The organism is Streptomyces sp. NPDC031132 (genome assembly GCF_055570595.1).
The window spans coordinates 59,542-80,728 of record NZ_JBVIGX010000020.1 but is presented as its reverse complement, the minus strand read 5'-3'; the positions used below and the strand labels follow the sequence as shown (position 1 = coordinate 80,728).

20 protein-coding genes are annotated in these 21,187 nt (G+C 71.4%); 10 read left to right on the top strand and 10 right to left on the bottom strand.

The features are described 5' to 3' along the window. The first annotated feature begins 14 nt into the window (after positions 1 to 14). On the top strand, positions 15 to 392 hold the full coding sequence (locus ACZ49B_RS26120) for a hypothetical protein (protein ID WP_468310350.1): 378 nt from the start codon (positions 15 to 17) through the stop codon (positions 390 to 392). A 41-nt stretch (positions 393 to 433) separates the two neighbouring features. On the opposite strand, the gene ACZ49B_RS26115 is transcribed toward ACZ49B_RS26120, so the two are convergent. The 4 genes from ACZ49B_RS26115 to ACZ49B_RS26100 form a co-directional block, all read right to left on the bottom strand. Continuing rightward, positions 434 to 1,102: a GDSL-type esterase/lipase family protein gene (locus tag ACZ49B_RS26115; protein ID WP_468310348.1), complete on the bottom strand. Its 669-nt coding sequence runs from the start codon at positions 1,100 to 1,102 to the stop codon at positions 434 to 436. A gap of 61 nt (positions 1,103 to 1,163) precedes the next feature. Continuing rightward, positions 1,164 to 2,687 carry an FAD-dependent oxidoreductase gene (locus ACZ49B_RS26110; RefSeq protein ID WP_468310345.1) on the bottom strand — a complete coding sequence of 508 codons (1,524 nt, stop codon included), beginning with the start codon at positions 2,685 to 2,687 and terminating at the stop codon, positions 1,164 to 1,166. Positions 2,688 to 3,005: 318 nt separating this feature from the next. After that, positions 3,006 to 3,674 carry a class I SAM-dependent methyltransferase gene (locus ACZ49B_RS26105; protein WP_468310342.1) on the bottom strand — a complete coding sequence of 223 codons (669 nt, stop codon included), beginning with the start codon at positions 3,672 to 3,674 and terminating at the stop codon, positions 3,006 to 3,008. 239 nt (positions 3,675 to 3,913) lie between these two features. Next, positions 3,914 to 4,852 (bottom strand): LysR family transcriptional regulator, encoded by a 939-nt coding sequence (locus ACZ49B_RS26100; RefSeq protein WP_468310340.1) that lies wholly within the window; start codon positions 4,850 to 4,852, stop codon positions 3,914 to 3,916. A 126-nt stretch (positions 4,853 to 4,978) separates the two neighbouring features. On the opposite strand from ACZ49B_RS26100, the gene ACZ49B_RS26095 reads away from it, so the two are divergent. Then, on the top strand, positions 4,979 to 6,250 hold the full coding sequence (locus ACZ49B_RS26095) for an MFS transporter (protein ID WP_468310337.1): 1,272 nt from the start codon (positions 4,979 to 4,981) through the stop codon (positions 6,248 to 6,250). Positions 6,251 to 6,262: 12 nt separating this feature from the next. After that, positions 6,263 to 7,486: a PP2C family protein-serine/threonine phosphatase gene (locus tag ACZ49B_RS26090; RefSeq protein ID WP_468310335.1), complete on the top strand. Its 1,224-nt coding sequence runs from the start codon at positions 6,263 to 6,265 to the stop codon at positions 7,484 to 7,486. A 39-nt stretch (positions 7,487 to 7,525) separates the two neighbouring features. Here the strand turns inward: ACZ49B_RS26090 and ACZ49B_RS26085 are convergent, their stop codons facing one another. The 5 genes from ACZ49B_RS26085 to ACZ49B_RS26065 form a co-directional block, all read right to left on the bottom strand. Then, on the bottom strand, positions 7,526 to 9,220 hold the full coding sequence (locus ACZ49B_RS26085) for a DUF885 domain-containing protein (protein ID WP_468310333.1): 1,695 nt from the start codon (positions 9,218 to 9,220) through the stop codon (positions 7,526 to 7,528). 106 nt (positions 9,221 to 9,326) lie between these two features. Further along, complete coding sequence (locus ACZ49B_RS26080) at positions 9,327 to 9,932, bottom strand: response regulator transcription factor (protein ID WP_468310330.1); 606 nt, start codon at positions 9,930 to 9,932, stop codon at positions 9,327 to 9,329. Positions 9,933 to 10,420: 488 nt separating this feature from the next. Continuing rightward, positions 10,421 to 10,927, bottom strand: coding sequence for a GNAT family N-acetyltransferase (locus tag ACZ49B_RS26075; protein WP_468310327.1), 507 nt, complete (start codon positions 10,925 to 10,927; stop codon positions 10,421 to 10,423). Then, the gene (locus ACZ49B_RS26070; RefSeq protein WP_468310324.1) at positions 10,920 to 12,182 is read right to left on the bottom strand and encodes an MDR family MFS transporter; all 1,263 of its coding nucleotides are present in this window, start codon (positions 12,180 to 12,182) and stop codon (positions 10,920 to 10,922) included. Before ACZ49B_RS26070 ends, ACZ49B_RS26075 begins: the two co-directional genes overlap by 8 nt. 13 nt (positions 12,183 to 12,195) lie before the next feature. Then, entirely contained in the window at positions 12,196 to 14,334 is a 2,139-nt protein-coding gene (locus tag ACZ49B_RS26065; RefSeq protein WP_468310321.1) for a YcaO-like family protein, read from the bottom strand. Positions 14,335 to 14,847: 513 nt separating this feature from the next. Here ACZ49B_RS26065 and ACZ49B_RS26060 point away from each other — a divergent pair. The 5 genes from ACZ49B_RS26060 to ACZ49B_RS26040 all read left to right on the top strand — a co-directional run bounded on the left by ACZ49B_RS26060 (position 14,848) and on the right by ACZ49B_RS26040 (position 19,246). Beyond that, positions 14,848 to 15,552 carry a VanZ family protein gene (locus ACZ49B_RS26060; protein ID WP_468310318.1) on the top strand — a complete coding sequence of 235 codons (705 nt, stop codon included), beginning with the start codon at positions 14,848 to 14,850 and terminating at the stop codon, positions 15,550 to 15,552. Between the two features lie 80 nt (positions 15,553 to 15,632). Next, positions 15,633 to 16,328: a response regulator transcription factor gene (locus ACZ49B_RS26055; RefSeq protein ID WP_468310316.1), complete on the top strand. Its 696-nt coding sequence runs from the start codon at positions 15,633 to 15,635 to the stop codon at positions 16,326 to 16,328. Beyond that, positions 16,321 to 17,400, top strand: a complete 1,080-nt coding sequence (locus tag ACZ49B_RS26050; protein WP_468310313.1) for a sensor histidine kinase — start codon at positions 16,321 to 16,323, stop codon at positions 17,398 to 17,400. Before ACZ49B_RS26055 ends, ACZ49B_RS26050 begins: the two co-directional genes overlap by 8 nt. A 116-nt stretch (positions 17,401 to 17,516) precedes the next feature. After that, on the top strand, positions 17,517 to 18,155 hold the full coding sequence (locus ACZ49B_RS26045) for an RNA polymerase sigma factor (protein WP_468310310.1): 639 nt from the start codon (positions 17,517 to 17,519) through the stop codon (positions 18,153 to 18,155). Beyond that, a complete protein-coding gene (locus ACZ49B_RS26040) occupies positions 18,152 to 19,246 on the top strand; it encodes a CU044_5270 family protein (RefSeq protein ID WP_468310308.1) in 1,095 nt (364 codons plus the stop codon). Before ACZ49B_RS26045 ends, ACZ49B_RS26040 begins: the two co-directional genes overlap by 4 nt. Before the next feature lie 215 nt (positions 19,247 to 19,461). On the opposite strand, the gene ACZ49B_RS26035 is transcribed toward ACZ49B_RS26040, so the two are convergent. Beyond that, positions 19,462 to 19,833 (bottom strand): winged helix-turn-helix transcriptional regulator, encoded by a 372-nt coding sequence (locus ACZ49B_RS26035; RefSeq protein ID WP_468310305.1) that lies wholly within the window; start codon positions 19,831 to 19,833, stop codon positions 19,462 to 19,464. Positions 19,834 to 19,924: 91 nt separating this feature from the next. Here ACZ49B_RS26035 and ACZ49B_RS26030 point away from each other — a divergent pair, with 91 nt between their 5' ends. Both ACZ49B_RS26030 and ACZ49B_RS26025 read left to right on the top strand, forming a co-directional pair. Next, entirely contained in the window at positions 19,925 to 20,764 is an 840-nt protein-coding gene (locus ACZ49B_RS26030) for an SDR family oxidoreductase (protein WP_468310302.1), read from the top strand. A gap of 127 nt (positions 20,765 to 20,891) precedes the next feature. Further along, positions 20,892 to 21,041: a hypothetical protein gene (locus ACZ49B_RS26025; protein WP_468310299.1), complete on the top strand. Its 150-nt coding sequence runs from the start codon at positions 20,892 to 20,894 to the stop codon at positions 21,039 to 21,041. Positions 21,042 to 21,187 lie beyond the last annotated feature (146 nt).

Below are 21,187 nucleotides of genomic sequence, written 5' to 3'. Positions count from 1 at the left end.
GTAGCGTTCGCCCCATGCACACCACCCTGACGGAGCACGCCCGGTGCGTCTGGGGCGACGAGTACGGCCCGACGCCCGAGTGCGGAGCCCGCGAACACCACTGGATGTACTTCGCGGAGGAACTCACCTTCGCCGATGCCGAGACGATCCTGGCCATGTTGCGCGAGCTGTGCCCGAACGTGGTCGACGGTCTCCTGCCCGTATGGGTCCGCAACCTCGCCTACCGGCTGGTTCTCCTCCAGCGGCCCGACGACCCGGCGCTGATGCGGGTGGCCGCCCTCAACCTCGAGGCACACGGCCCTTCCTGGGACGACCTCGCCGAGGACCTCCGCGCCCGGGCCGACGCCCTGGACCCGGAGGGAGCCCTGCCTTGGGGGCAGGCACCGAGGTAGGGGCGTCGGAGAAAAGACGGGCTCGGACCTGCGAGGCCGGGTTACGCGACCAGGCGCAGCCAGGCTGCCGCGAGTGCGGCGTGGCCGGCCGGTGTCGGGTGTACGCCGTCCACGGCGCAGTACTCCGGCCCGGTCCTCGCGGCGAGCTCGGCGAACATGCCGTCGGCGGCGAGCAGGTGCGCGCCGTACTTGCGGGCGAGCTTGCGCACGACGTGAATCTTCGGGTCCAGGTCGATACGCCATTCCTCCCGCTCCTTCTCTCCGATGAGCGCGACACCGGCACCGGCCTCGACGACGCCGCGGATCGGCAGGAGGAAAGGCTCGATGAGGATCAGCTGCGTGCCCGCCTCGGCGAGGGGCGCGAGCAGGCGGTCATAACCCGCTTCGAACTCGTCCGCGGGGATCACGTACCCGTGAGGGTCCAGCGTGTGCCAGCCCATGTCGTTGACCCCGACGAGGATCGATACCACGTCCGGGCGTGCGTCGAGTACGTCCGTCTGCCAGCGGGCTTCGAGGTCCCTCACCTTGTTGCCCGCGTTCGCGGTGTTCAGCCAGGTCACGGGCCGGTCCGGGTACCGGAGTCCCCACTCGCCCGCGACGCGCAGGGGGTAGCCGAACCCGAGGCCGTCTTCGCTCTCCAGCCGTTGGCAGTCGGTGATCGAATCGCCGGTGAACATCACGGTGCTCCCCGGCCGGATGGTGATCGTCATGTGCACTCCTTGAAACGGGGTGAGGAGGGGAAAGCGGACGAGGACGTCGGTGCTCCGGCGATCAGGAGGTTTCCGGACCACCGAACCAGCGGCCGGCGGCCCGCTCGAACGCCTCACGATCAGGGGTGCGATCACCTGCCCAGGCGACGGTGCCGTCGGGTCGGACGAGTACGGCACCCAGCCCGAGGTCGTTCCGCGCCGGGCCGGCCGCGTACCGTATGCGGCTCTCCCAGCGCGTCGCTGAGCCGTGCAGGCGTCGGTCGACGCTGAAGTCGAGCGCGACGCCCCGTCCGTCCTGCATCAGGTCGCCGAGGCGCGTGCCGTCCTCGAGACGGAGGTCCGGGGCGCTGCGGCCGACCAGGGGGTGCTCGCTGCCGAGGTCGTAACGGACCCACGATCCCGACAGCCTCTCGAACACGTAGGTCGTTCCGTCACGGGTCCCGATCAGGTCGCGGACCACCGGTTGGATCGCCTGGCCGTGCGGGTCCGGCCGCATGGCCGCCACCTGCGCGCGCGACCAGTCGAGCACCGCCGCACCGATCGGATGGCGCTCGCCGGTGTACGTGTCGAGCAGCCCGTCCGGCGCGTGCCCGTGCACGGTCGCGGCCAGCTTCCAGCCCAGGTTCATGGCGTCGCCGATGCCGGTGTTGAGTCCCTGCCCGCCCAGGGGTGAGTGGATGTGGGCGGCGTCGCCGGCGAGCAGGACGCGTCCCTGCCGGTACGTCGTCGTCTGCATCGCGCGATCGGTGAAGCTCGAGGCGATGTGGACGTCCCTCACCGTCACGTCGGTGCCGGACACGCGGCGCAGAACCGCCTGGAGATGGTCGCGAGTGGGCGGCTGCGAGCGGTCGAACGCGCCACCGTCGAAGTCCATCATGCCGATGTGCCCTTCCGAGGGCATGCGGATGTACATGCCGGTCGGCGTCAGGTTGAACCCGGGCCGCAGCTTCTCGGGATCGGCAAGGGTCGCGTGCATGGTGTAGCCGGTGAACTGCGGCTCGGTGCCGACGAAGTCGAAGCCCGCGAACCTGCGCACCGTACTGCGTCCGCCGTCGCAGCCGACGAGCCAGCGTGCCTCGTACACGTGCTCACCGGCTCGCGCGATCACGCTCTCACCGTCTTGGGCGATGGCCGATACCGTGACTCCGCGCCTGATGTCCACGCCGAGCTTGGCTGCCCTCTCGGCCAGTACCGCCTCGACCGTTTCGAGGTGCGTCATCATGCCCTCGATCGCCGGGCTGGGGAGCCGGAACGGCAGGGCGGCGACGTCGACCTTGGCCGGGTCGAGCATCATGCCGGCGAAGTGGCCCGCCCAGCGAGGGGGGGACGCCTCGTCCGCGTCGGGGTTCGCGGCGGGATCGCCTTCGACCCCCGAAGCCGTCACCAGCGGGTGCAGCATCCCGCGGCGGTAGAACGCCTCTGCCGACGCGGCGGACAGGCCGCGCATCCCCAGCGGTTCCGCCTTCCAGGGGGAGCCGGGCTGCGGCTCCCGCTCGAGCACCAGGACCGAACAGCCCGCGAGGCCGAGCTCGCAGGCAAGGAACAGACCGACCGGGCCTGCGCCCACAATCACTACGTCATGCACGAGAGTTCCCCTCCCAGACCTGCAGCCGGATGGGCACCCGGCCGCACTTCTGGAAATGTGCCGGGCTTCACCGACATCGGACCGACAACCCGCCGATATGCCGCCGACACCGGACAGACAACCCCCGACAGGCCGTCGACGCCGCGGCGCCCCGCCGCCCGATCACCCCTGGTCAAAGTGCCGATCGGTCAGGAGGAGGCGCTACGGGCTTGCCCTGTCGGCGCCGCGGAAGCCTCGCCGGGATCCGGCGCGCCGTCCCACCAGACACGCCCCCGCGGGGTCCCGGCATGAGGCCCTGTGTCCCCCTGCGCCTGCTCCTCAGGCAGGGCGCTTGGCCATGACGACCAGACCCGGCCCGCTCTGCTCATCCGCAGGGAGCCGGAGTTCGGCCACCGGGCGCAGTCCCGCCTGCTCGATCAGGTCCACGAGCTGTTCCGGCCGCCATTGGTGCGTCGTCCAACGAACGGTGACACCTCCGTACGCCTCGGTGTGCACCAGGTCTTCGTCGCCGACGTGTGTCGCGGTGATGAAGTGGCCGCCCGGCTTGAGGGCCCGTGCGAACAGGGCGAGGACCTGAGGAAGGACATCGCGGGGAAGGTTGAACAGTGACCACCATCCGAGCACGCCGCCAAGGGAGGCTTCGCCCAGGTCGAGGTCGGTGGCGGAGGCGACGCTGAAGCGGCATTGCGGATGAAGACGGCGGGCGTTTTCGATCATGCGGGGTGAGAGGTCGACTCCGGACACGTCGAGACCGCGTTCGGCGAGGTAGGCGGTCACCGTTCCGGGTCCGCAGCCGACGTCGAGGACGGGCCCGAGCTCGCTCACGGTGTCCGCGAAGGCATCGATCGATGCCTTGAGCCATGGATGGCGACGGATGTCGCCGAACCCGGTCGTCATCACCATGTGGACGTAGTTGTCGGCCACCCGGTCATAGGACTCGCGGACCACGTCGAGATCTGCCGGACGGTCAATACGGTGTGCGCGCATCAGCCAACGATAGGAGGACGGTCATGGTTCTGGCAGTACAGCCGGTGGCTCGCCGAGGGCTTCGGAGACGGGCGGCCACAGGCGCGCCTCGGGCGCACCCGGGCCGAGACGCTCGGCTACCTGTGCAGGCCCCGGGAGGTCGCCCCGCTCATGGATCGGCCGCGTCGACGACGCGCGAGTCCGCGGGTACGGGGGCACGGAACGGTTCGAGGATGCCTGGGCTTCGGCACAGACGGCATTCAGCGCGGAAGCACCCAGCTCGGGGCCCAGGTCACGGCAGCGGCCTCGTGGCGGGTCGCTGTGGTGGCGAGGTGAGTGCGGAGGGTGGCCAGTGCCGGGTGGGGGTTGTCGCGGTGCCAGAGGAGGGAGTGCGGGTAGACGGGTGTCGGGTCGGTCACCGGGATGCGGCGCAGGCCGTGGCCGGCGGGCCAGACGAGGCGGGTGTGTTCGCCCATGAAGGTGGCCAGGGCCGGGGTGTCGGCGACGGTGTCGAGGAGCGCGTCGGAGCCGAAGTTGGGGCCGGTCGCCTCGATGGTGAGGCCGAACTCGGCGACGAGGTCGTCGTAGAAGGCGGCCCACTCGGTACCGGGGACGATGCCGGGCATCCAGATCCGGTGCCCGGCGAGCTGAGCGAGGGCCACCGACCGGGCACCCGCCAGCGCGTGGGCGGGGCCGGTGAGGAGCTGGAGCGGCTCGTCGAGGACCCGGACGGACTCGATGTCCTCGGGAAGGGGCCGGCCGGGCGCGGCGACGGCGCGGAAGGAGGCGTCGATCTCACCGGAACGGAGGGCGGCGACGGCCGTCTGGATGTCGAACAGCATGAGCACGTCGAGGTCGACCTCGGGGTGCGCGTGGTGGAAGCCGCGCATCAGGCCCGAAGGCGCGACGCGCGAGGCGATCACGTCGACGCGCAGCGGACGGTGGCCGGTGCGGACGGACGCGGCGGCGCGTTCGGCGACGCGCAGCAGTTCGCGGGCGTGGGGCAGGAACGCCTGCCCGTCGATGGTGAGCTCGGCGCCGCGCGGGGTACGGGTGAACAGCCGCACGCCGAGTTTGCGCTCGAGCGCGGCGATGCGTTTGGAGACGGCCTGCTGGGTGACCGCCAGCTCGGCGGCTGCCTCCTGGAACTGCCCCGCATCGGCGGCGGTGACGAAGGTCCGGACGGTGTCGAGGTCCATGCCGGCTACCGTACCGCCACAACTGTTGGTTGTGGCTGTCGATCTCGTGGTTGTTTGATCCCTGGTCGTGGTGCTCGCTTTGATGCTTCCGATCGCGGATCGGTTGTGCGGGTGAGGGGATCGGGCATGCGGAGCGGACGGCGGCTGGGGCGGCGGTTCGGGTGGTTCTGGGGAGCGTACGGAACCAGCGCGCTCGGCACCTGGCTCGCCTTCGGCGCGTTCCCGGTGATCGCCGTCCAGCTGCTGCACGCCGGGCCTGCCGAGGTCGCCGCGCTCGCCTCCGCGGGGGCCGCGGTGGGCGCGGCCGTGGCGGTGCCGCTCGGCCCGTGGGTGGAGTTCCGCCGGAAGTGGCCGGTGCTGATCGCGATGGACCTGGTGCGGTGCGCGGCGCTGCTGACGCTTCCCCTCGCGTTTGCGTTCGGTGTGCTCACGTTCGTCCAGCTCCTGCTGGTCTCGGTCGTCGTCGCGGCGGCCGACATCACCTTCCGCGCCGCCTCCGGCGCGTACCTGAAGACGCTGCTGCCGCCCGAGGACCTGCTCGTCGCGGGCGCCCGGTTCGAGTCCACCGCCTGGACGACCACGATCATCGGACCGCCTCTGGGCGGCGCAGCGATCGGCTTCCTCGGCCCGATGGCGACGGTGGCGGCTGACGCGATCAGCTACCTGCTCTCGGCCCTGGGCATCCGCGCGACGGGCGGGCACGAGCCGCAGCCCGAGCGCCGGGAGGCCGCGCACATGCGGGCCCGGGACCTGCTCGACGGCTGGCGGTATGTCCTCGCCGACGCGACGCTGCGTCCGCTGTTCTTCAACACCGCCTTGTTCAACGGCCTGGTGATGGCCGCCCAGCCGCTGCTGGCCGTCCTGATACTCGGCCGACTCGGGTTCGCACCCTGGCAGTACGGCCTCGCCTTCGCCGCACCCTCGATCGGCGGGCTGCTCGGTGCGCAGCTGGCCCGACCTCTCGTCACCCGGTTCGGGCAGCACCAGGTCCTGGCCGTGGCGGGGTCGCTGCGCGCGATCTGGCCGATCGGCCTGGCCTTCCCGGGGTCGGGCACCGGTGGGCTGCTGCTGGTGACGGGTGTCGAACTCGGGCTCATCTTCTGCTGCGGGGTCTTCAACCCCGTCTACGCCACGTACCGCCTCGAGCGCACCGCGACCGACCGGGTCACCCGCACGCTGTCCGCCTGGGCGGTGACGACCAAGGCCACGACCGCCCTCCTGACGGCCGTCTGGGGCGTGCTGGGTGCCCTGGTCGGCCTGCGTACCGCCATCGGCCTGGCCGGCGTACTCCTCCTGGCAAGCCCGCTGCTGCTCACCCGCCGCGCGGCAGCGGTTCCGTCCGAGCACTCTCATCACCCGGCTTCTATCGTGGAAACCACAGACGGCGTCGAGCGCTGAGGCGGGCCGACCATGGCGGAGGCGGGAATCGACTACGCGGCGGTGTTCCAGGCACTGCCCGGTATGGTCGCGCTGCTGACTCCCGAACTGGTGTACGCAGACGTGAACGAGGAGTTCCTGCGGATGTCGGGCCGGACGCGCGAGCAGCTGGTGGGCCGGTACCTGTTCGACGTCTTCCCCGACAATCCCGGCGACCCCTCCGCCAACGGCGCGCGGAACCTGCGCGCCTCACTCCAGCGGGTGCTGGCCACCGGCGAGCGGGACACGATGGCCCTGCAGCGCTACGACGTGGAGTCCGTGGAACGGCCGGGTGAGTGGGAGGAGCGGTACTGGAGCCCGGTCAACGCACCGGTGCTCGGACCGGACGGCCGGGTGGCGGTGCTGGTGCACCGTGTCGAGGAGGTCACCGAGCTCATCAAGGCCCGCAGCGGGCGAGGCAGCCGTACCCGGGTGCTGGAGGCCGAGCTGTACACCCGGGCCCGGGAGCTGCAGGAACTCAACGAACGGCTCCGCGAGGCCCATGCCCGCGAGCGCGAGATCGCCCTCGCCCTGCAGGACGCGATGCTGCCCGCCCCCGGCGACTTCGGCCACCACCGCGCCGCCGTGCGCTACCGGCCCGCAACGGGAACGCTCAATGTCTGCGGCGACTGGTACGACCTCGTCGACCTGCCCGGGGACCGCATCGGAGTCGCCGTCGGCGACGTCGTAGGCCACGGCCTCCACGCCGCCTGCGTCATGGGCCTGCTCCGCAGCGCCCTCAGTGCTTCCTCCCGCGTCGCCGACGGCCCCGCCCAGGCCCTGGAAGTCCTCGGTCTGTACGCGCGCTCCGTAGAAGGCGCGGAGAACACCACCGTCGTCGAGACCTGCATCGACTGGGACGCCCACACGATCACCTACAGCAGCGCCGGCCATCCCCCGCCCGCCCTGCTCCGCACCGACGGCACCGTCGAATTCCTCGACCAGGCCACCGATCCCCCGCTCGGCGCCCGACCCGACCACGTCGCCCGTCCCCAGGCCACCACCGCCTTCGCCGAAGGCGACACCCTCGTCCTCTACACCGACGGCCTGATCGAACGCCGCCGCGAGGACATCGACACCGGCCTCGCCCGCCTCGCCGACGCGCTCACCCACCACCGCGAAGCCGACCCCGAGCCGCTCGCCGACGCGCTTCTTCTCGACCTGCTCCCCGCTGTGGGCGCCACCGACGACACCGCCCTCGTCATCGTCCGGCTCTGAGCGGCGGCCAGTGCGACGTGCCCGGTGCCCGCTCAGCCCTCAGAGCGCTGAAATCTCGCTCAGCAGGTCGTCCAAGCCCAGCGAGCCCTGCGACAGCGCGGCCATGTGCCAGGCCTTGAGGTCGAAGTCCGCGCCGTGCCGGGCTCGGGCCGCCTCGCGGCCCATCAGCCAGACCCGCTCGCCGAGTTTGTAGCCGATGGCCTGACCTGCCATGCCCAGGTAGCGGGTGACCTCGCTCTCGACGTAGTCGGCCGGGCGGCTGGTGTGGTGGGCGAGGAACTCCTGGGCCAGTTCCGGCGTCCAGCGCTCGCCCGGGTGGAAGGGGGAGTCCTTCGGGATCTCCAGCTGCAGGTGCATCCCGATGTCGATGACGACGCGGATGGCCCGCATCATCTGCGCGTCCAGATAGCCCAGCCGCCGCTCGGCGTTGGACAGGAAGCCGAGCTCGTCCATCAGGCGCTCGGCGTACAGCGCCCAGCCTTCGGCGTTGGCGTTGACCAGGCCCACGGTGGTCTGGTAGCGGGAGAGGTCGTCGGCGACGTGCGCCCACTGGGCCAGCTGGAGATGATGACCGGGTACGCCCTCGTGGTACCAGGTGGTGACGAGGTCGTAGACCGGGAAGCGGGTCTCCCCCATCGTCGGCAGCCAGGTGCGTCCGGGCCGGGAGAAGTCCAGCGACGGCTCGGTGTAGTAGGGGGCGGCGGCACTGCCCCGCGGGGCTATGCGCGACTCGATCCGGCGTACCCGCTCGGCCAGCTCGAAGTGGGTGCCGTCCAGCGTGTCGATGGTTTCGTCCATCAGCGACTGAAGCCACTGCCGGGTCTCCTCGACCCCCTCGATGGCCTCGCCGTGCCGGTCGCACCAAGCCAGCGCCTCCCAGGGGGTACCGGCGCCCGGCAAGACCCGTTCGGCCTCGGTGCGCATCTCGGCGAGGAGCCGGTGGAACTCGGTCCAGCCGTACGCGTAGGCCTCGTCCAGGTCGAGATGGGCGCCGTTGTGGTGGCGGGCGAGACGGACGTAGCGCTCCCGGCCGACGACGTCGGGTGCGCTCTGGACGGCTGGGGCGTAGGTGTCACGGAACCAGTCGCGCAGTTCGGCCAGGCCGCCGGTGGCCACGGTGGCGGCCGTGGTGAGCTCGCCCCGCAGCCGCTCGGGACCGGGGTCGGTGAACTCCGCGAACCAGCTCCGGTCCGTACCGATCCACTCGCTCAGCTGGCCGATGACGGCCGATACCTGCCGTGGCCCTGCGGGCAGCCCGCGTGCGAGGCCGGCGTCCAGAGAGGCACGGTAGCCCGCCAGGGCCTCCGGGACGGCGCGCAGGCGTCGCGCGATCGCCGCCCAGTCCTCGTCCGTGTCCGTGGGCGTGAGCGTGAGGACGTCGCGGACCTGGTGCAGCGGTGAGTCGAGGTTGCTGACCGTACGCAGGCCCTCGCCTGCCTCGTGCACCGCGAGTTCGGCGGTGAGCCGCTCACGCAGCAGCCGGGCGCAGCGACGCTCGGCGATGTCGTCCGCACCGGGGGCGGCCTCTGCGGCAGCGAGTTGCCGCAGGGTCGTACGGGCCAGTTGGGCCACCGCTTCCTGGCCCTCCGGCGAGAAGTCGGGGAGCCGCCCGGAACTCTCGGCGACGCCGAGGAACGTACCGGCGATCGGGTCGAGTTCGACGAGGGCGTCGACGTGGGCGTCGGCCACCTGGCGGGGCAGCCGACCGCCGCTGGAATCACTGGTGTTGAGCATGCGAACCGTCCTTGTGCGATGCGTCTGCGGTTTCAGTGCGTGGTGCGGACATCAGCGTCCGGCGTTCGTGCCGCAGCAACCGCGCTCGGAATCCGCCCTCTTCGGATCAGATCCATTGCAGGTTCCGGGCGATGCGCAACGCATCGATGCGGTTGCGTGCACCCAGTTTCACCACGATGGACGAGATGTAGTTGCGCACCGTCCCTTCGGACAGGGACAGGCGCGCGGCGATCTCCTCCACCGTGTCACCGCCGTCGAGATGCTCGAGCACGGACAGCTGCCGAGGGGTCAGCGGACAGTCTCCGTTGGCCACGGCCGCGACCGCGAGTTCGGCGTCGAAAGCCCGCTCACCCTCGTGCACCAGATGAATGGCCTCGAAAAGGCGCTGGGGCGGGACACTGCGCCGCACCATGCCGCCGATTTCCCCGGTGAAGGCCCTGCGGACGGCCGATCGGACACACGCGGTGGCAACCAACAGGGTGCGGACATTCGGAAGGATCGCGATCTTCTCGGCGATGTCGACCGTTTCCTCGTCCCTGCCTTCGAAGCTGATGATCACGACATCGGGTCGATTCATCTCGGCGAACTCGAGTGCGGCATACCTGTTGTCCACCGATCCCACGACTCGGATCTCCGGATGCTGTTCCAACAATGCCGTGAGCGCAGATCGAGACAGGGCAAGATCATCGTAAACCATCACATCGATACTCACTCAATTCCCCCTGTCAATTGAGACGATGCAGCGATAGCGTGCGCGTACGAAGAGTTCATGTGCTGGCGCGCAGGGTGGCGCAACGGACCGTTACGGAAGGCCCTGCGCGGTCAGCAGGTGGTGGGAGGCCGGCCGCTGGACGGGCGCGACCCGGTAGTAATGGGCATACCGAACACCCTTGCATGCGACGGGTTTCGGCCGTCGAACCCTCCGCTGCCTGTGTCAAGTCGTACCGCGCGCCGCCGGCGGAACTCCGCTCTGCGACAGGGAGCGGGACGCGGCGATGTGGCGAAAGGGCGAAACGGTGCGCGGTCACTCCCGCCGGTCGCCTCCGCCAGAACCTCGGAGGGGGTGAGCGGGTCCAGGGTGGCGGGGGCACACGGAGACGACGTCCTACGCGGGCTCGGTCTCAGGGGCGCCCGCGTGGACGCCTGGATACCGGCGAATCACCGGTCACCGCAGCGGGACACCCCTGGTCGGCGCCCAGGTCACCGCAGCGGCGTCAGAGGGAGTGCAAGGAGGTCCACACCGTGCGGGGGCCCCGTGAGTTCGCCGACCTTCGTCCAGCCCCACCGTCGGTACATCTCGCCCGCCGACGCCCTGCTCGACGCGGCGAGTACGGCGTACGGCTCGGCGCGCCCGGCCAGCAGCAGGTCCAGCAGCGCGCGCCCGTGCCCGCGTCCCCGCAACTCCCGTACGACCGCGAGCTCGTAGACGTAGAACAGCGGTCGGCGCAGCCAACTCGGCGCAGGCGCGGCGGCGCGCGGATGCCACCATCCCTCCTCGCGGTGCACGCCGTAGGCGAAACCGCTCAGCGCACCGCCGTCGAGGACGGTGGTCACGGAGAAGCCGGGCAGCGCCGCATGGCCGGCCAGCTGCCGGGCGAAGCCGTCTGCCGCCGCCGCGTCCTCGTGGTAGGGCGGCTCGCCGTAGACCCGGTGGTAGACGTTGCGGAACTCCTCCGGGCGGCGGACCTCGGCCCCGCTCTCAGCCATGGACGGTCTCCCGCTGGACCTGTGCGGGCAGCACACGGTGGAGTCGCTGCAGCACCACGACCGCCGCGAGGCAACAGAGGCAGAGCGCAAGCCACGGCAGGCCCGCTCCCCGCGCCAGCAGCCAGGTGAACATGGTCGGCGCCAGCACCTTGGCCAGGCTCCACATCAGCTCCTCCAAACCCAGGTAGCGACCGCGGAGGTGCTCTGCGGCCATCCCCACGATCAGTGCGCTGCTGGTCGGGGCCTGGAGCAGCTCCGCCACCGTGAAGACGACCATGCCCAGTACGAGCCCGCCGAAGGCCAGTGCGACGTGCTCACGGGGAACCACCGCGATCAGGACGAAGGACACCATCCACAGGACGGCCGCCACCTGGAGCACTCTGGGCCGCCGGTGCCGCTCGACCGCCTTGGCCAGTGCGGTCTGTGCCAGCACCACCATGACGGTGTTGATCGCGAACAGCATCCCGGGCTGCCACGCCGGCAACCCTCGCCCCTCGATCACGTAGGCGCTCAGCAGCAAGGTCAGCGCGAGGTCGCACAGCGCGAACACCCAGACGGTGGCGAGGACGCCGAGGAACGGCCGGTCGGCGAGTACCTCCCGGTACCCCCCGCGCGGCTCCCCGGGAGCGTTCCCGGCCGGGGCCGGTTCGGCGCCGTCGGGGGGCAGCACGACGGACGGACGCCAGGTCGCGACCAGCCCGGCTGCGGCGAGGAACGACACGGCGTTCAGCGCGACCACGGCCGTGTAGCCCGAGGTGCCGCCCCAGCCGACGAGCGTGCTGCCCACCAGTCCGCCGGCGCCGATCCCGGCGTTGCGCAGGGACCGGTCCATCGCGTACCAGCGCGCCCGGTGCCCGTCGTCGGCCACCTGCGCCACCAGCGCGGAGACGGCGGGCCGGAACAGGCTGTCGCCCCACATGGTGACCGTGACCAGCGCGACCAGCTGCCAGGGTGCGTCGATGAACACGTAGGCGGTGAAGGTCAGTACACGGATCAGGTTGCTCGAGACCAGCACGCGCCGCGGCCCGAGCCGGTCGATGAGCCGGCCCCCCAGTGGTCCCGCGGGCAGCGAGAGCAGCGCGCCGGCGGACAGCATCAGACCGACCGCGGTGAGGGGGATGCCCTTGGCCGCGTGGAAGTACACGACGGCGAACGGGAGGAAGAGCCCTGTACCCAGGGCGTCGACGACCTGGGCGACGATCAGGGGCCTGCGGCCCTTGGTGTTCGGCAGGCCGAGCGTGTCGATGACAGCCATGGGTATCCCTCACTCACGCGTGGGGCAGTGGGAAGACGTTGAACTCGTCCTCGGACAGCGGCTGCGACCGCCAGCCGAGCCGGACGCCCGCGCGGCCGATCCTGCCGTCGCCCCACATGGGCATGCCGGCGGGGAAGTTCGACACGAGGCCGGGCACGATCGTGTGGGCGGCACTGAACCCGGCCGCCTCGGCGTCACAGGTCGTCAGGTCGACGCTGATCACCTCGAAGCCACGGGCCTCGACCCGTTCGCGGTACGCCTCGAGGCTCCGTTGCGCGAGCGCGGGCAGTCCGTCCCAGGGGCGGGTGGGGAGGTCCAGCACCCAGGGCGCGACCCGCTCCCCCGCCCTCGGATCGAGGTGGACCTGCTGCTGGCAGAGCAGGTCCCGGACGTCGCCGAAGTCCGGCCGGTAGGAGTCGAGGTAGCGCCGGTCGGCGCGGTACGGCTTGAGGTTGCCCAGGTGGGGCAGCTCCGCCCGGCCGTCCGCCAGCGTCTTGTCGTCGTCGAGGAAACGGCAGGTGTGGTGCAGGGTGAAACCTTCGGCGAGCGCCTTCTCCGCCGCCTCCAGGGGGTCGGGCCGGGTGGCGAAGCCGATGCCCAGCCACCCGGCGGCGCGGTCGCGCACGACCGCGGCGAGCACGGGGACGTCGAACTCGTTGTCCAGGTGGATCAGGCTGATGTCGTAGGCGTCCAGGCTGTCCGCGACCAGCTCGCGGATCCGGTCGGGGATCGGCAGCCGGGGAAGGCGGGCGGCGTTGGCCCACCACAGCATGGTGGCGTCCCGCTCGATCACCTCTTCGAGCCCCGACGTGACGGCGTGCTCCTCGCTGACGCCGCAGGCCACGCCGGCCACCAGCGGATCGGAGTAGGCGACCGGGTCGTGCTCTCCGTGGGCGACCAGGAAGGCGGGCACCCACACCGGTTCGCCGGTCGTCCACGAGCGGCCCTCGACCCAGGCGCACTCCGCGTCCACGGTGAGCGGCGCGAAGGGAAAGCCCTCGCTGCGGTACTGCCGCTGCGAGTACAGGTGCAGGCGGCGGGGGTCGAGCACGGGCACGCCGGCCCTGCGCAGCTGGGCGTGGCTGCCGTACCGGAGCCGGTCCTGGGGCAGCCGGCTGCCGCAGTAGCGTTCGACCGCCTCGCCGACGGCGCTGCGGCGGGCGGCGTCGAAATCGGACCAGGACGTGCCGAAGGCCTGCCGGTCGTTGGGCCAGTCCGCGACGCGCCGCATGTCGGCGACGTCCACCGCGCACACCCGCAGCCGCGCCGGCATGCCCGGCAAGGGGGCCAGCTCCTGGACGCCGGTCACCACGCCGACCTGGTCGTCGACCAGCAGGTCCGCCTCGGCGTCGCCGCGCACCACCGGCCGCGGCCGGGTCGGAACCGGCAGGATGGCGCGCTCGATCCGGTCGAGCCGGCGCGGATCGAGCTCGACCTCGTCGACGGTGGCCTCGCCCGTGACCCAGCGCTCCAGGTACGTGCCGAGCTGTGCGGATGTCCAGCGGACGTCGCCGTCGCGGAGCCGGTGGCCGTCCGGCTGCGGCGCATCCCGCATGGCCTCGAGGACCCGCGGGTCGTGTGCCGCGCTGAGCCGGCGGTCCAGCACGTCCGTGAAGTCCGCCGTGGTACCGGGGGTGATGGCAGGTCCGAGGACGGCTCGGCCGCGTTCATGGCGCAGCGGCAGCCAGCGCAGGCCGGACCGGGCGCACAGCTCGTCGATGCGGCTCAGTTCCCGGTGGGCGGGGTGGGAGAAGGCGGCGACGAGCACGGTGTCTCGGACGTCGACGACGGACAGGTCCTTCGGGGCCGGCCCGACGTGTGCGTAGCCGGTGGTGCTCAACGCGTGGGCGATGGGGGCGGTGAGGTCCGGTGCGCCGGTGATGAGGACCGTGGTGCGGGCCACTCGCGCGGCCCGCTCGGAGGCGAGGGTGGCCCCGGCCGGACGCAGGCAGCCGTCGTGCCGCAGGACGTCGACCACCTCGGCGTATTCGGGGGTCATTCCCGCCAGCAGTTCGCTGCGGGACCTGGTTCCGTCGCAGCGCGCCAGCCATGCGCGGAACTCGGACGTGGGGGCGGATATGTAGAACTGCCCACCGTTCGGGGTGGCGAGGAAGCACAGGTCCTGCTCGAGGTCGTATATCTCAACGTCCACGATTTCCAAAGCGGTGTCGTCCGCCGACATATCAGCCCCCATAAAAAACTGACTCCTCGCGCAAAGTGCCACGGCCCCGGGAGAAACCCCGGGACCGTGGTCAGCGACCTCAGAGGGTCATCTTCACTTGGCGACCGAACGGTTGTGGACGACCGCACGGTTGTGGACCACCGCACGGTTGTGCACGACGGCACGGTTGTGAACCACGGCGCAGATGACGTTGGTCTTGACGGTCGAGATCATGGAAATTCCTCCCGTTTGGTTGTCAGGTACGAGAAATACGTTACGGGCAATCAGCGCCGCCACCTAGGTGCATTCCTCACGAACCCTCATGGATGGCTCACGGGTTCGCCCGGAACTCCTCGCCCGGAACTCCGCTCCCGGGAATTCTTGCAGGGCCGGACGGCAAAGGTGACCGCGTGCCGGTTCAACGGTGCCGGGCATTCCGCGTATCGCGGGCGTATCGAAAATCGCATACGCCACCACAACGGCCCTCCGTCTCCCATGGGGGGCATGAACCACAACGCAGCCGGGGCAGCACCGGCCCGCCGTAGGCGCAGGATCCTGCTCCTCGGCCTGGCGGTCCTCGGCGTGACGAGCGCATTGTTCGTCGTGCGGGGGCCCCTCATGATGTCCGCTCCGAGGTGCGTGGCCGGGCGGTGGCACGGCTGCTTCGACACGTTCAACGGTGTGGTGCTCATGACGTTGGTCGCGCTGCCGTTGGCCGTGCTGGTGGCGTGGGCTCTGGCGCACCGTCGGCGTGCCGCCGGCGTCGCATCGGCGTGGCGGACGTCGCTGGCCGAGGTGGGCATGGTCCACGGGACGGTGCCGTTCCTCTGGCTGACCATGATGCCGGGCGCGGCGCCCGGCATCGCCCCCGCCCGGGTGAGCCTGGTACCGATGCGGGACCTGGTCACGATGGGGCCGCTCGGGATCGTCGGCAACCTGCTGGTCTTCGCGTCGCTGGGGTTCTTCGCCCCGATGCGGTTCGCCGCACTGGCGTCGCTGCCGCGCGTCCTGGCGCTCGGGGCGGGCTGCTCGGTCCTGGTCGAGACCGCGCAGTACGCGCTGCAGCTGGACCGGGTGTCCTCCGTGGACGACGTACTGGTCAACGCCGCCGGCGCCGTGCTGGCCGCGCTGGCGTCGCGCCGCTGGTGGCGCACCACCGCGGAAGCGGCGTCGGGCCGGCCTCGCCCCGCGCCGGCACCAGCAGGCTGAGTCGCATGTCCGGTGTGCACATGTTTTTACATATGTCTCTGCATACGTCGGCGATATGTTCTGCTGCTTAGGCTTCGGACATGCGCGTACTGATCGTGGAGGACGAGCCCTACCTGGCGGAAGCCGTCCGTGACGGCCTGCGGCTGGAGGCCATCGCCGCCGACATCGCCGGCGACGGCGACTCCGCCCTGGAACTGCTCGGCGTCCATTCCTACGACCTCGCGGTCCTCGACCGCGACATCCCCGGCCCCTCCGGCGACGAGGTCGCCCGGCGCATCGTCGCCTCCGGCAGCGGCATCCCGATCCTCATGCTCACCGCTGCCGACCGGATCGACGACAAGGCTTCCGGGTTCGGGCTCGGCGCCGACGACTACCTCACCAAACCGTTCGAGCTGCGGGAGCTCGTCCTGCGGCTGAGGGCGCTGGACCGCAGACGCGCGTACGCCCGGCCCCCGGTCCGCGAGATCGCGGGCCTGCGGCTCGACCCCTTCCGCCGGGAGGTCTTCCGCGACGGACGCTACGTCGCGCTCACCCGCAAACAGTTCGCCGTGCTGGAAGTCCTCGTCGCCGCCGAGGGCGGGGTCGTCAGCGCCGAAGAGCTGCTGGAGCGGGCCTGGGACGAGAACGCCGACCCGCTCACCAACGCCGTGCGCATCACCGTCTCCGCACTGCGCAAACGGCTCGGCGAACCGTGGATCATCGCGACGGTGCCGGGTGTCGGCTACCGCATCGAGACCGGTACGGACACCACCGCGCCCGGCCGTACGCATGGATAGACGCCGGGGGCTCAGCGCCCGACTGAAACTCACCCTCAGCTACGCCGGGTTCCTCGCCGTCGCCGGCGCTCTCCTGCTGGCCGTGGTGTGGGTGTTCCTGCTGCGCTACGTACCCGACAACCCCCAGGGCCTTCTCGGGATCTCGCCCAACCGCTACCTCCTCGTGCACACCTTCGCCCCCGCCGCGGCCGTGGCGATGGTCTTCCTGCTCCTGTTCGGCCTCGTCGGGGGATGGGTCCTCGCCGGCCGGATGCTCGCGCCCCTCACACGGATCACGGATGCGGCGCGGAGGGCAGGGAGCGGGTCGCTGTCCCACCGGATCCGTATGGAAGGCCGCCAGGACGAATTCCGTGAACTCTCCGACGCATTCGACTCGATGCTCCGACAACTGGAGTCCCACGTCGGCGAGCAGCAGCGGTTCGCCGCGAACGCCTCCCACGAACTGCGCACCCCGCTGGCGATCTCTCGCACCCTCCTCGACGTCGCCCTCAAGGACCCCACACGGGACCGGGGCGAACTCATCGAGCGCCTGCAGGTTGTCAACACGCGGGCGATCGACCTCACCGAGGCCCTCCTGCTGCTCAGCCGCGGCGACCGCGGAAACTTCACCCCCGAGGGCGTCGACCTCTCCCTCATCGCCGAAGACGCCGCCGAAACGCTGCTTCCCCTCGCCGAACAGCGCCGGATCACGCTCGACGTCACCGGCGGGGCGGCCCGGACCAGCGGCTCCGCAGAGCTCTTGCTGCGGATGGTGACGAACCTCGTCCAGAACGCCATCGTCCACAACCTCCCCGCCGGCGGCGCGGTGACGGTCCATACCGAGGCGCACGGCGACACGAGCGTGCTGAGGGTCGAGAACACGGGCCGTCCGCTCCCCCCGGAACTGGTACCGACCCTCACCGAACCCTTCCAGCGCGGAACGGAACGCGTACGCACCGACGAGCACGCCGGCGTCGGCCTCGGCCTGGCCATCGTGCACAGCATCGTCCGCGCCCACGACGGGACCCTCGACCTCGTCCCCCGCCCCGCCGGCGGCCTCCTCGTCACCGTCCGGCTTCCCGATGCGCCGTAGCGTGCCGGCGGTGATCACGTACCCCGATCTCGGGCACCTGTGGCGGCCGTCGGCGCCGACGACACCATGTGACACGGGCCACGGGAACCTCCCGGCTCGGGCGGACAACTACTGACGTGAACTACTCATTGCACTCCCGGATACGCGCCGGGGAACCGGAAGCGTTCCGGGAGATCTTCCGCGATCACGCGCAGCTGGTTCACCGGCACGCCGTACGCGTCACAGGGGACTGGGCCCTCGCCGAGGACGTCGTCTCGCTGACCTTCATGGAAGCCTGGCGGCTGCGCGCGAAGCTGCGCGACGAGGGGGACAGCCCGCGCCCCTGGCTCATGGGGATCGCCGTGAACGTCCTGCGCAACACCACACGCGCCGCCCGCCGGCACCAGCGTGCCCTCGGGCGGCTGCCCGCCAAGGAGACGGTGCCGGACTTCGCCGACGAGCTCGTCGCCCGCCTCGCCGACGCCGACCAGCTGGCCGCCGCGCAGCGCGCACTGCGCAAGCTGCGGCGCGGCGAGCGGGAGGTCTTCACGCTCTGCGTCTGGTCCGGGCTCGGCTACGCGGAGGCCGCGGCCGCGCTCGGCGTGCCCGTCGGCACGGTCCGTTCCCGGCTGTCCCGCGCCCGGACGCGGCTGCGCAGGCTCGCAGAGGAGGAACTGGGAAAAATCGGGGAACCCGAACCCCGCTCCGGACAAGTACAGGGCGGCCGCACTCCCGCGGCCCGGTCGCAAGAGTCGCATGAGGAGGAAACCCGATGATCCGCAAGACATGGCGACGGGACGAGTCGCTGGACCACGCGGAGCTGGGCCGGCTGCTGCCGCCCCCGGGGAGCCCGGAACTGCCGCTCGACCGTCAGCGCCTTCTTGAGGAGCACCTCATGAACGAGTTCCAGAGTTCCGCCCCGGACACCGCCCCCGGCACCCCGACCCGTCGGCCGGTACGCCGGGCCCTGGTGTTCGGCGTACCGGTCACCGCCGCCGCGCTGGCCGCCGTGGCCGTGTTCAACACCGGTGCGGGCTCCGCAGGTCCCGGTCGGGCCGCGCGGGTCGAAGCGCCGGTGGTCGCCGTGGAGGCGGGCAGCGCGGAGCAGGTGGCCGCCACCGTGCGGCAGATCGCCGCCGCCGCGTCGACAGGTCGGCTTCCGGAGCCGGGGCCCGGCCAGTACGTGTACGTCAAGAGCCAGGTCTCGTACCTGGCCATTTCCCACGACGTCGACAAGAACGAGTCCAAGACCTGGGTGCAGCCGCTGCACACGCGAGAGGTCTGGAAGTCCCTCGACGGCATGAAGGGCTGGCTGGACGAGCCCGCGCAGCAGCCCAAGGGCGGGATCACGCTGGACAAGGACGGCCCGCAGTCCAAGCCGAAGAACGGCCAGGACATACCGGGCGAGGCGATGAACTTCTCGTACGACTGGCTGAAGGCGCAGAACGCCGACCCGGACGCCCTGCTGAAGGCGGCCTACGCGGCGGTCGGCGAGAGCGGGGACCGCGACCAGCAGGCGTTCCGGGAGGTCGGCTCGATCCTGCACGAGCAGCTGGTCCCCGCGCCCATCGCCGCCGCGCTCTACCAGGCGGCCGCCAAGATCCCGGGCGTGGTCGTCGTCCAGCACTCCCAGGACGCGGCCGGGCGCGACGGCATCGCGCTGGCCCGGCTCGACGAACAGCGCGGCGAGCGCACCGAGTGGGTCTTCGACCGCTCGACGTACACCTATCTCGGCAGCCGGGGCGTGCAGGTCAGGGAGAACGACGGGATCAAGGCGGGCACGGTGATCGAGCGAACGGCGGTGTTGGAGCGGGCCGTGGTGGACGGGCAGAAGAAGCGGCCCGGCGCCACGCAGGGCGCCGTCTGACGCACCGGCCCCGCCCCTCGCTCATCCGTACAGGGGCTCGAACTCCGCCGCGTGGCGCCGGAGTTCGGGGGCCCGGGGCGAGGGGCCCGGCCGCCGCGGTGCGGTCGGCAAGCCCTCTTCCAGGGCTCCGACGGCCAGGGCTGACCAGTTGCCGGCCGGCAGGTTCCACGCCCACTGCCGGGAGACACCCGGCTGGTCGGCGATCTGCTGCCACGCTATCCCGCGCTGCGCGGCGGCAGCCGCCGTGTGATCCGGTCGAACAGCTCCGTGAGCGGCTCGCCGACGTCCCGACCGAACTCGGTCAGCCCGTAGGTGACCTGGGGCGGCGTCGTCGGTTCGACCTCCCGCCAGACCAAGCCGTCCTGGACCAGCACGCGCAGGGTCTGGGCGAGCATCTTCTCGCTGATGCCCTGGATGCTCTCGCGCAGCTCGTAGAACCGGAGGTCGCTGCTCCGCAAGGAGATCAACACCCAGACGCCCCACCTGCTGGTCACGTGGTCGACCACATCGCGCGCGAGGCAGTGGGTGTGAAACACCTCATACCGCTTCGCCGCCTCGGGTGGTGTGAGCTGCGCGCCTTCCGTCATGTGAGGAGCTTACCTCGGGGTATGTCCTTACCAAAAGTAAGCCCCGCTCCTAGCGTGAGGGCCACAGAGGGCATCGGGCGAGGAGCTGAACATGATCGTGGTGACCGGGGCTACCGGGAATGTGGGCCGGCCGTTGACGCAGGCGCTGGCCGAGGCGGGCCAGCAGGTGACGGCGGTGTCGCGGCACGCGGCGGCCGTGCCGGACGGTGTCCGCCACGTAGCGGCCGACCTGGCCGAGCCGGCCGGGCTCGAGCCCGCGCTGGCCGGGGCGAAGGCGCTGTTCCTGCTGCTGCCCGGTGACATGCACGCCGCCGGAGCCGGCCCGGCGGACGTCATCGGCCAAGCCGTGGCCCGCGGGGTCCGCCGGGTCGTACTGCTCTCCTCGCAGGGCGTGGCCACCAGGCCCTTCGGCCCGACGCGGATCGCGCTGCGCGCGGTGGAGGACGTGCTGCGGGAGTCCGGCCTGGACTGGGCCGTCCTGCGGCCGGGCGGCTTCGCCTCCAACGCCCTGTGGTGGGCCGGGTCCGTCCGCGCGCGGCGGGTCGTCGCCGCACCCTTCGGCGACGTCGGGGTGCCGATCATCGACCCGGCGGACATCGCCGAGGTCGCGGCGGCCTGCCTGCTGGATCACCGCCACACCGGCGGTGTGTACGAACTGACCGGCCCGGAGAGGATCACCCCGCGGCAGCAGGCGGACGCCATCGCCGCGGCGCTGGGCTCGCCCGTGCGGTTTCACGGCCTCACCCGCGACGAGGCCAAGGCAGCCATGGCCCGGAGCATGCCGGTGGAACTCGCCGAGGACACCCTGGACATCCTCGGCTCTCCGAACCCGGCCGAGCTGCGCGTCAGCCCGGACGTGCAGCGCATCCTCGGCCGCGCCCCACGCACCTTCGCCGACTGGGCCGCCCGCAATGTCGCCGCGTTCCGCTGAGGCCGGCCGGCGTGGCGGGACCACTCGGCGCGCCCGGGTCGGCCCGTACGGGGCTTCGACCGAGCTCGTCCACGGCCCGGCCCGGCACGCAGTCCTCCACGACGGGGCGCGGCGCAGGAGCGGCGAATTGCCTCTTTCGGGCCTGACCGTCCTGTCGGCGCTCCCGGCCGAGCCGGGCCGCTGGGGGGACCGCCCGCGGGCGCCGTTCCGGCGGGCGGCCGACGGTGCGCTCCGGCGCGTCCCGACCCTGGTCGGGGACCACCGCCACAGCCCCTGACCTGCAGCTGGTCGCGATCGGGAGCGGGCTGGCCTTCCCGCACGTGCCGTGCAGATCGACACGGCCACGCGGAGCACGCCCGCCGCCCCCCGGGCACCTTGACGCAGGACCTCACCTACGTCCACGGCTTCCCGACTCGCCCTGAC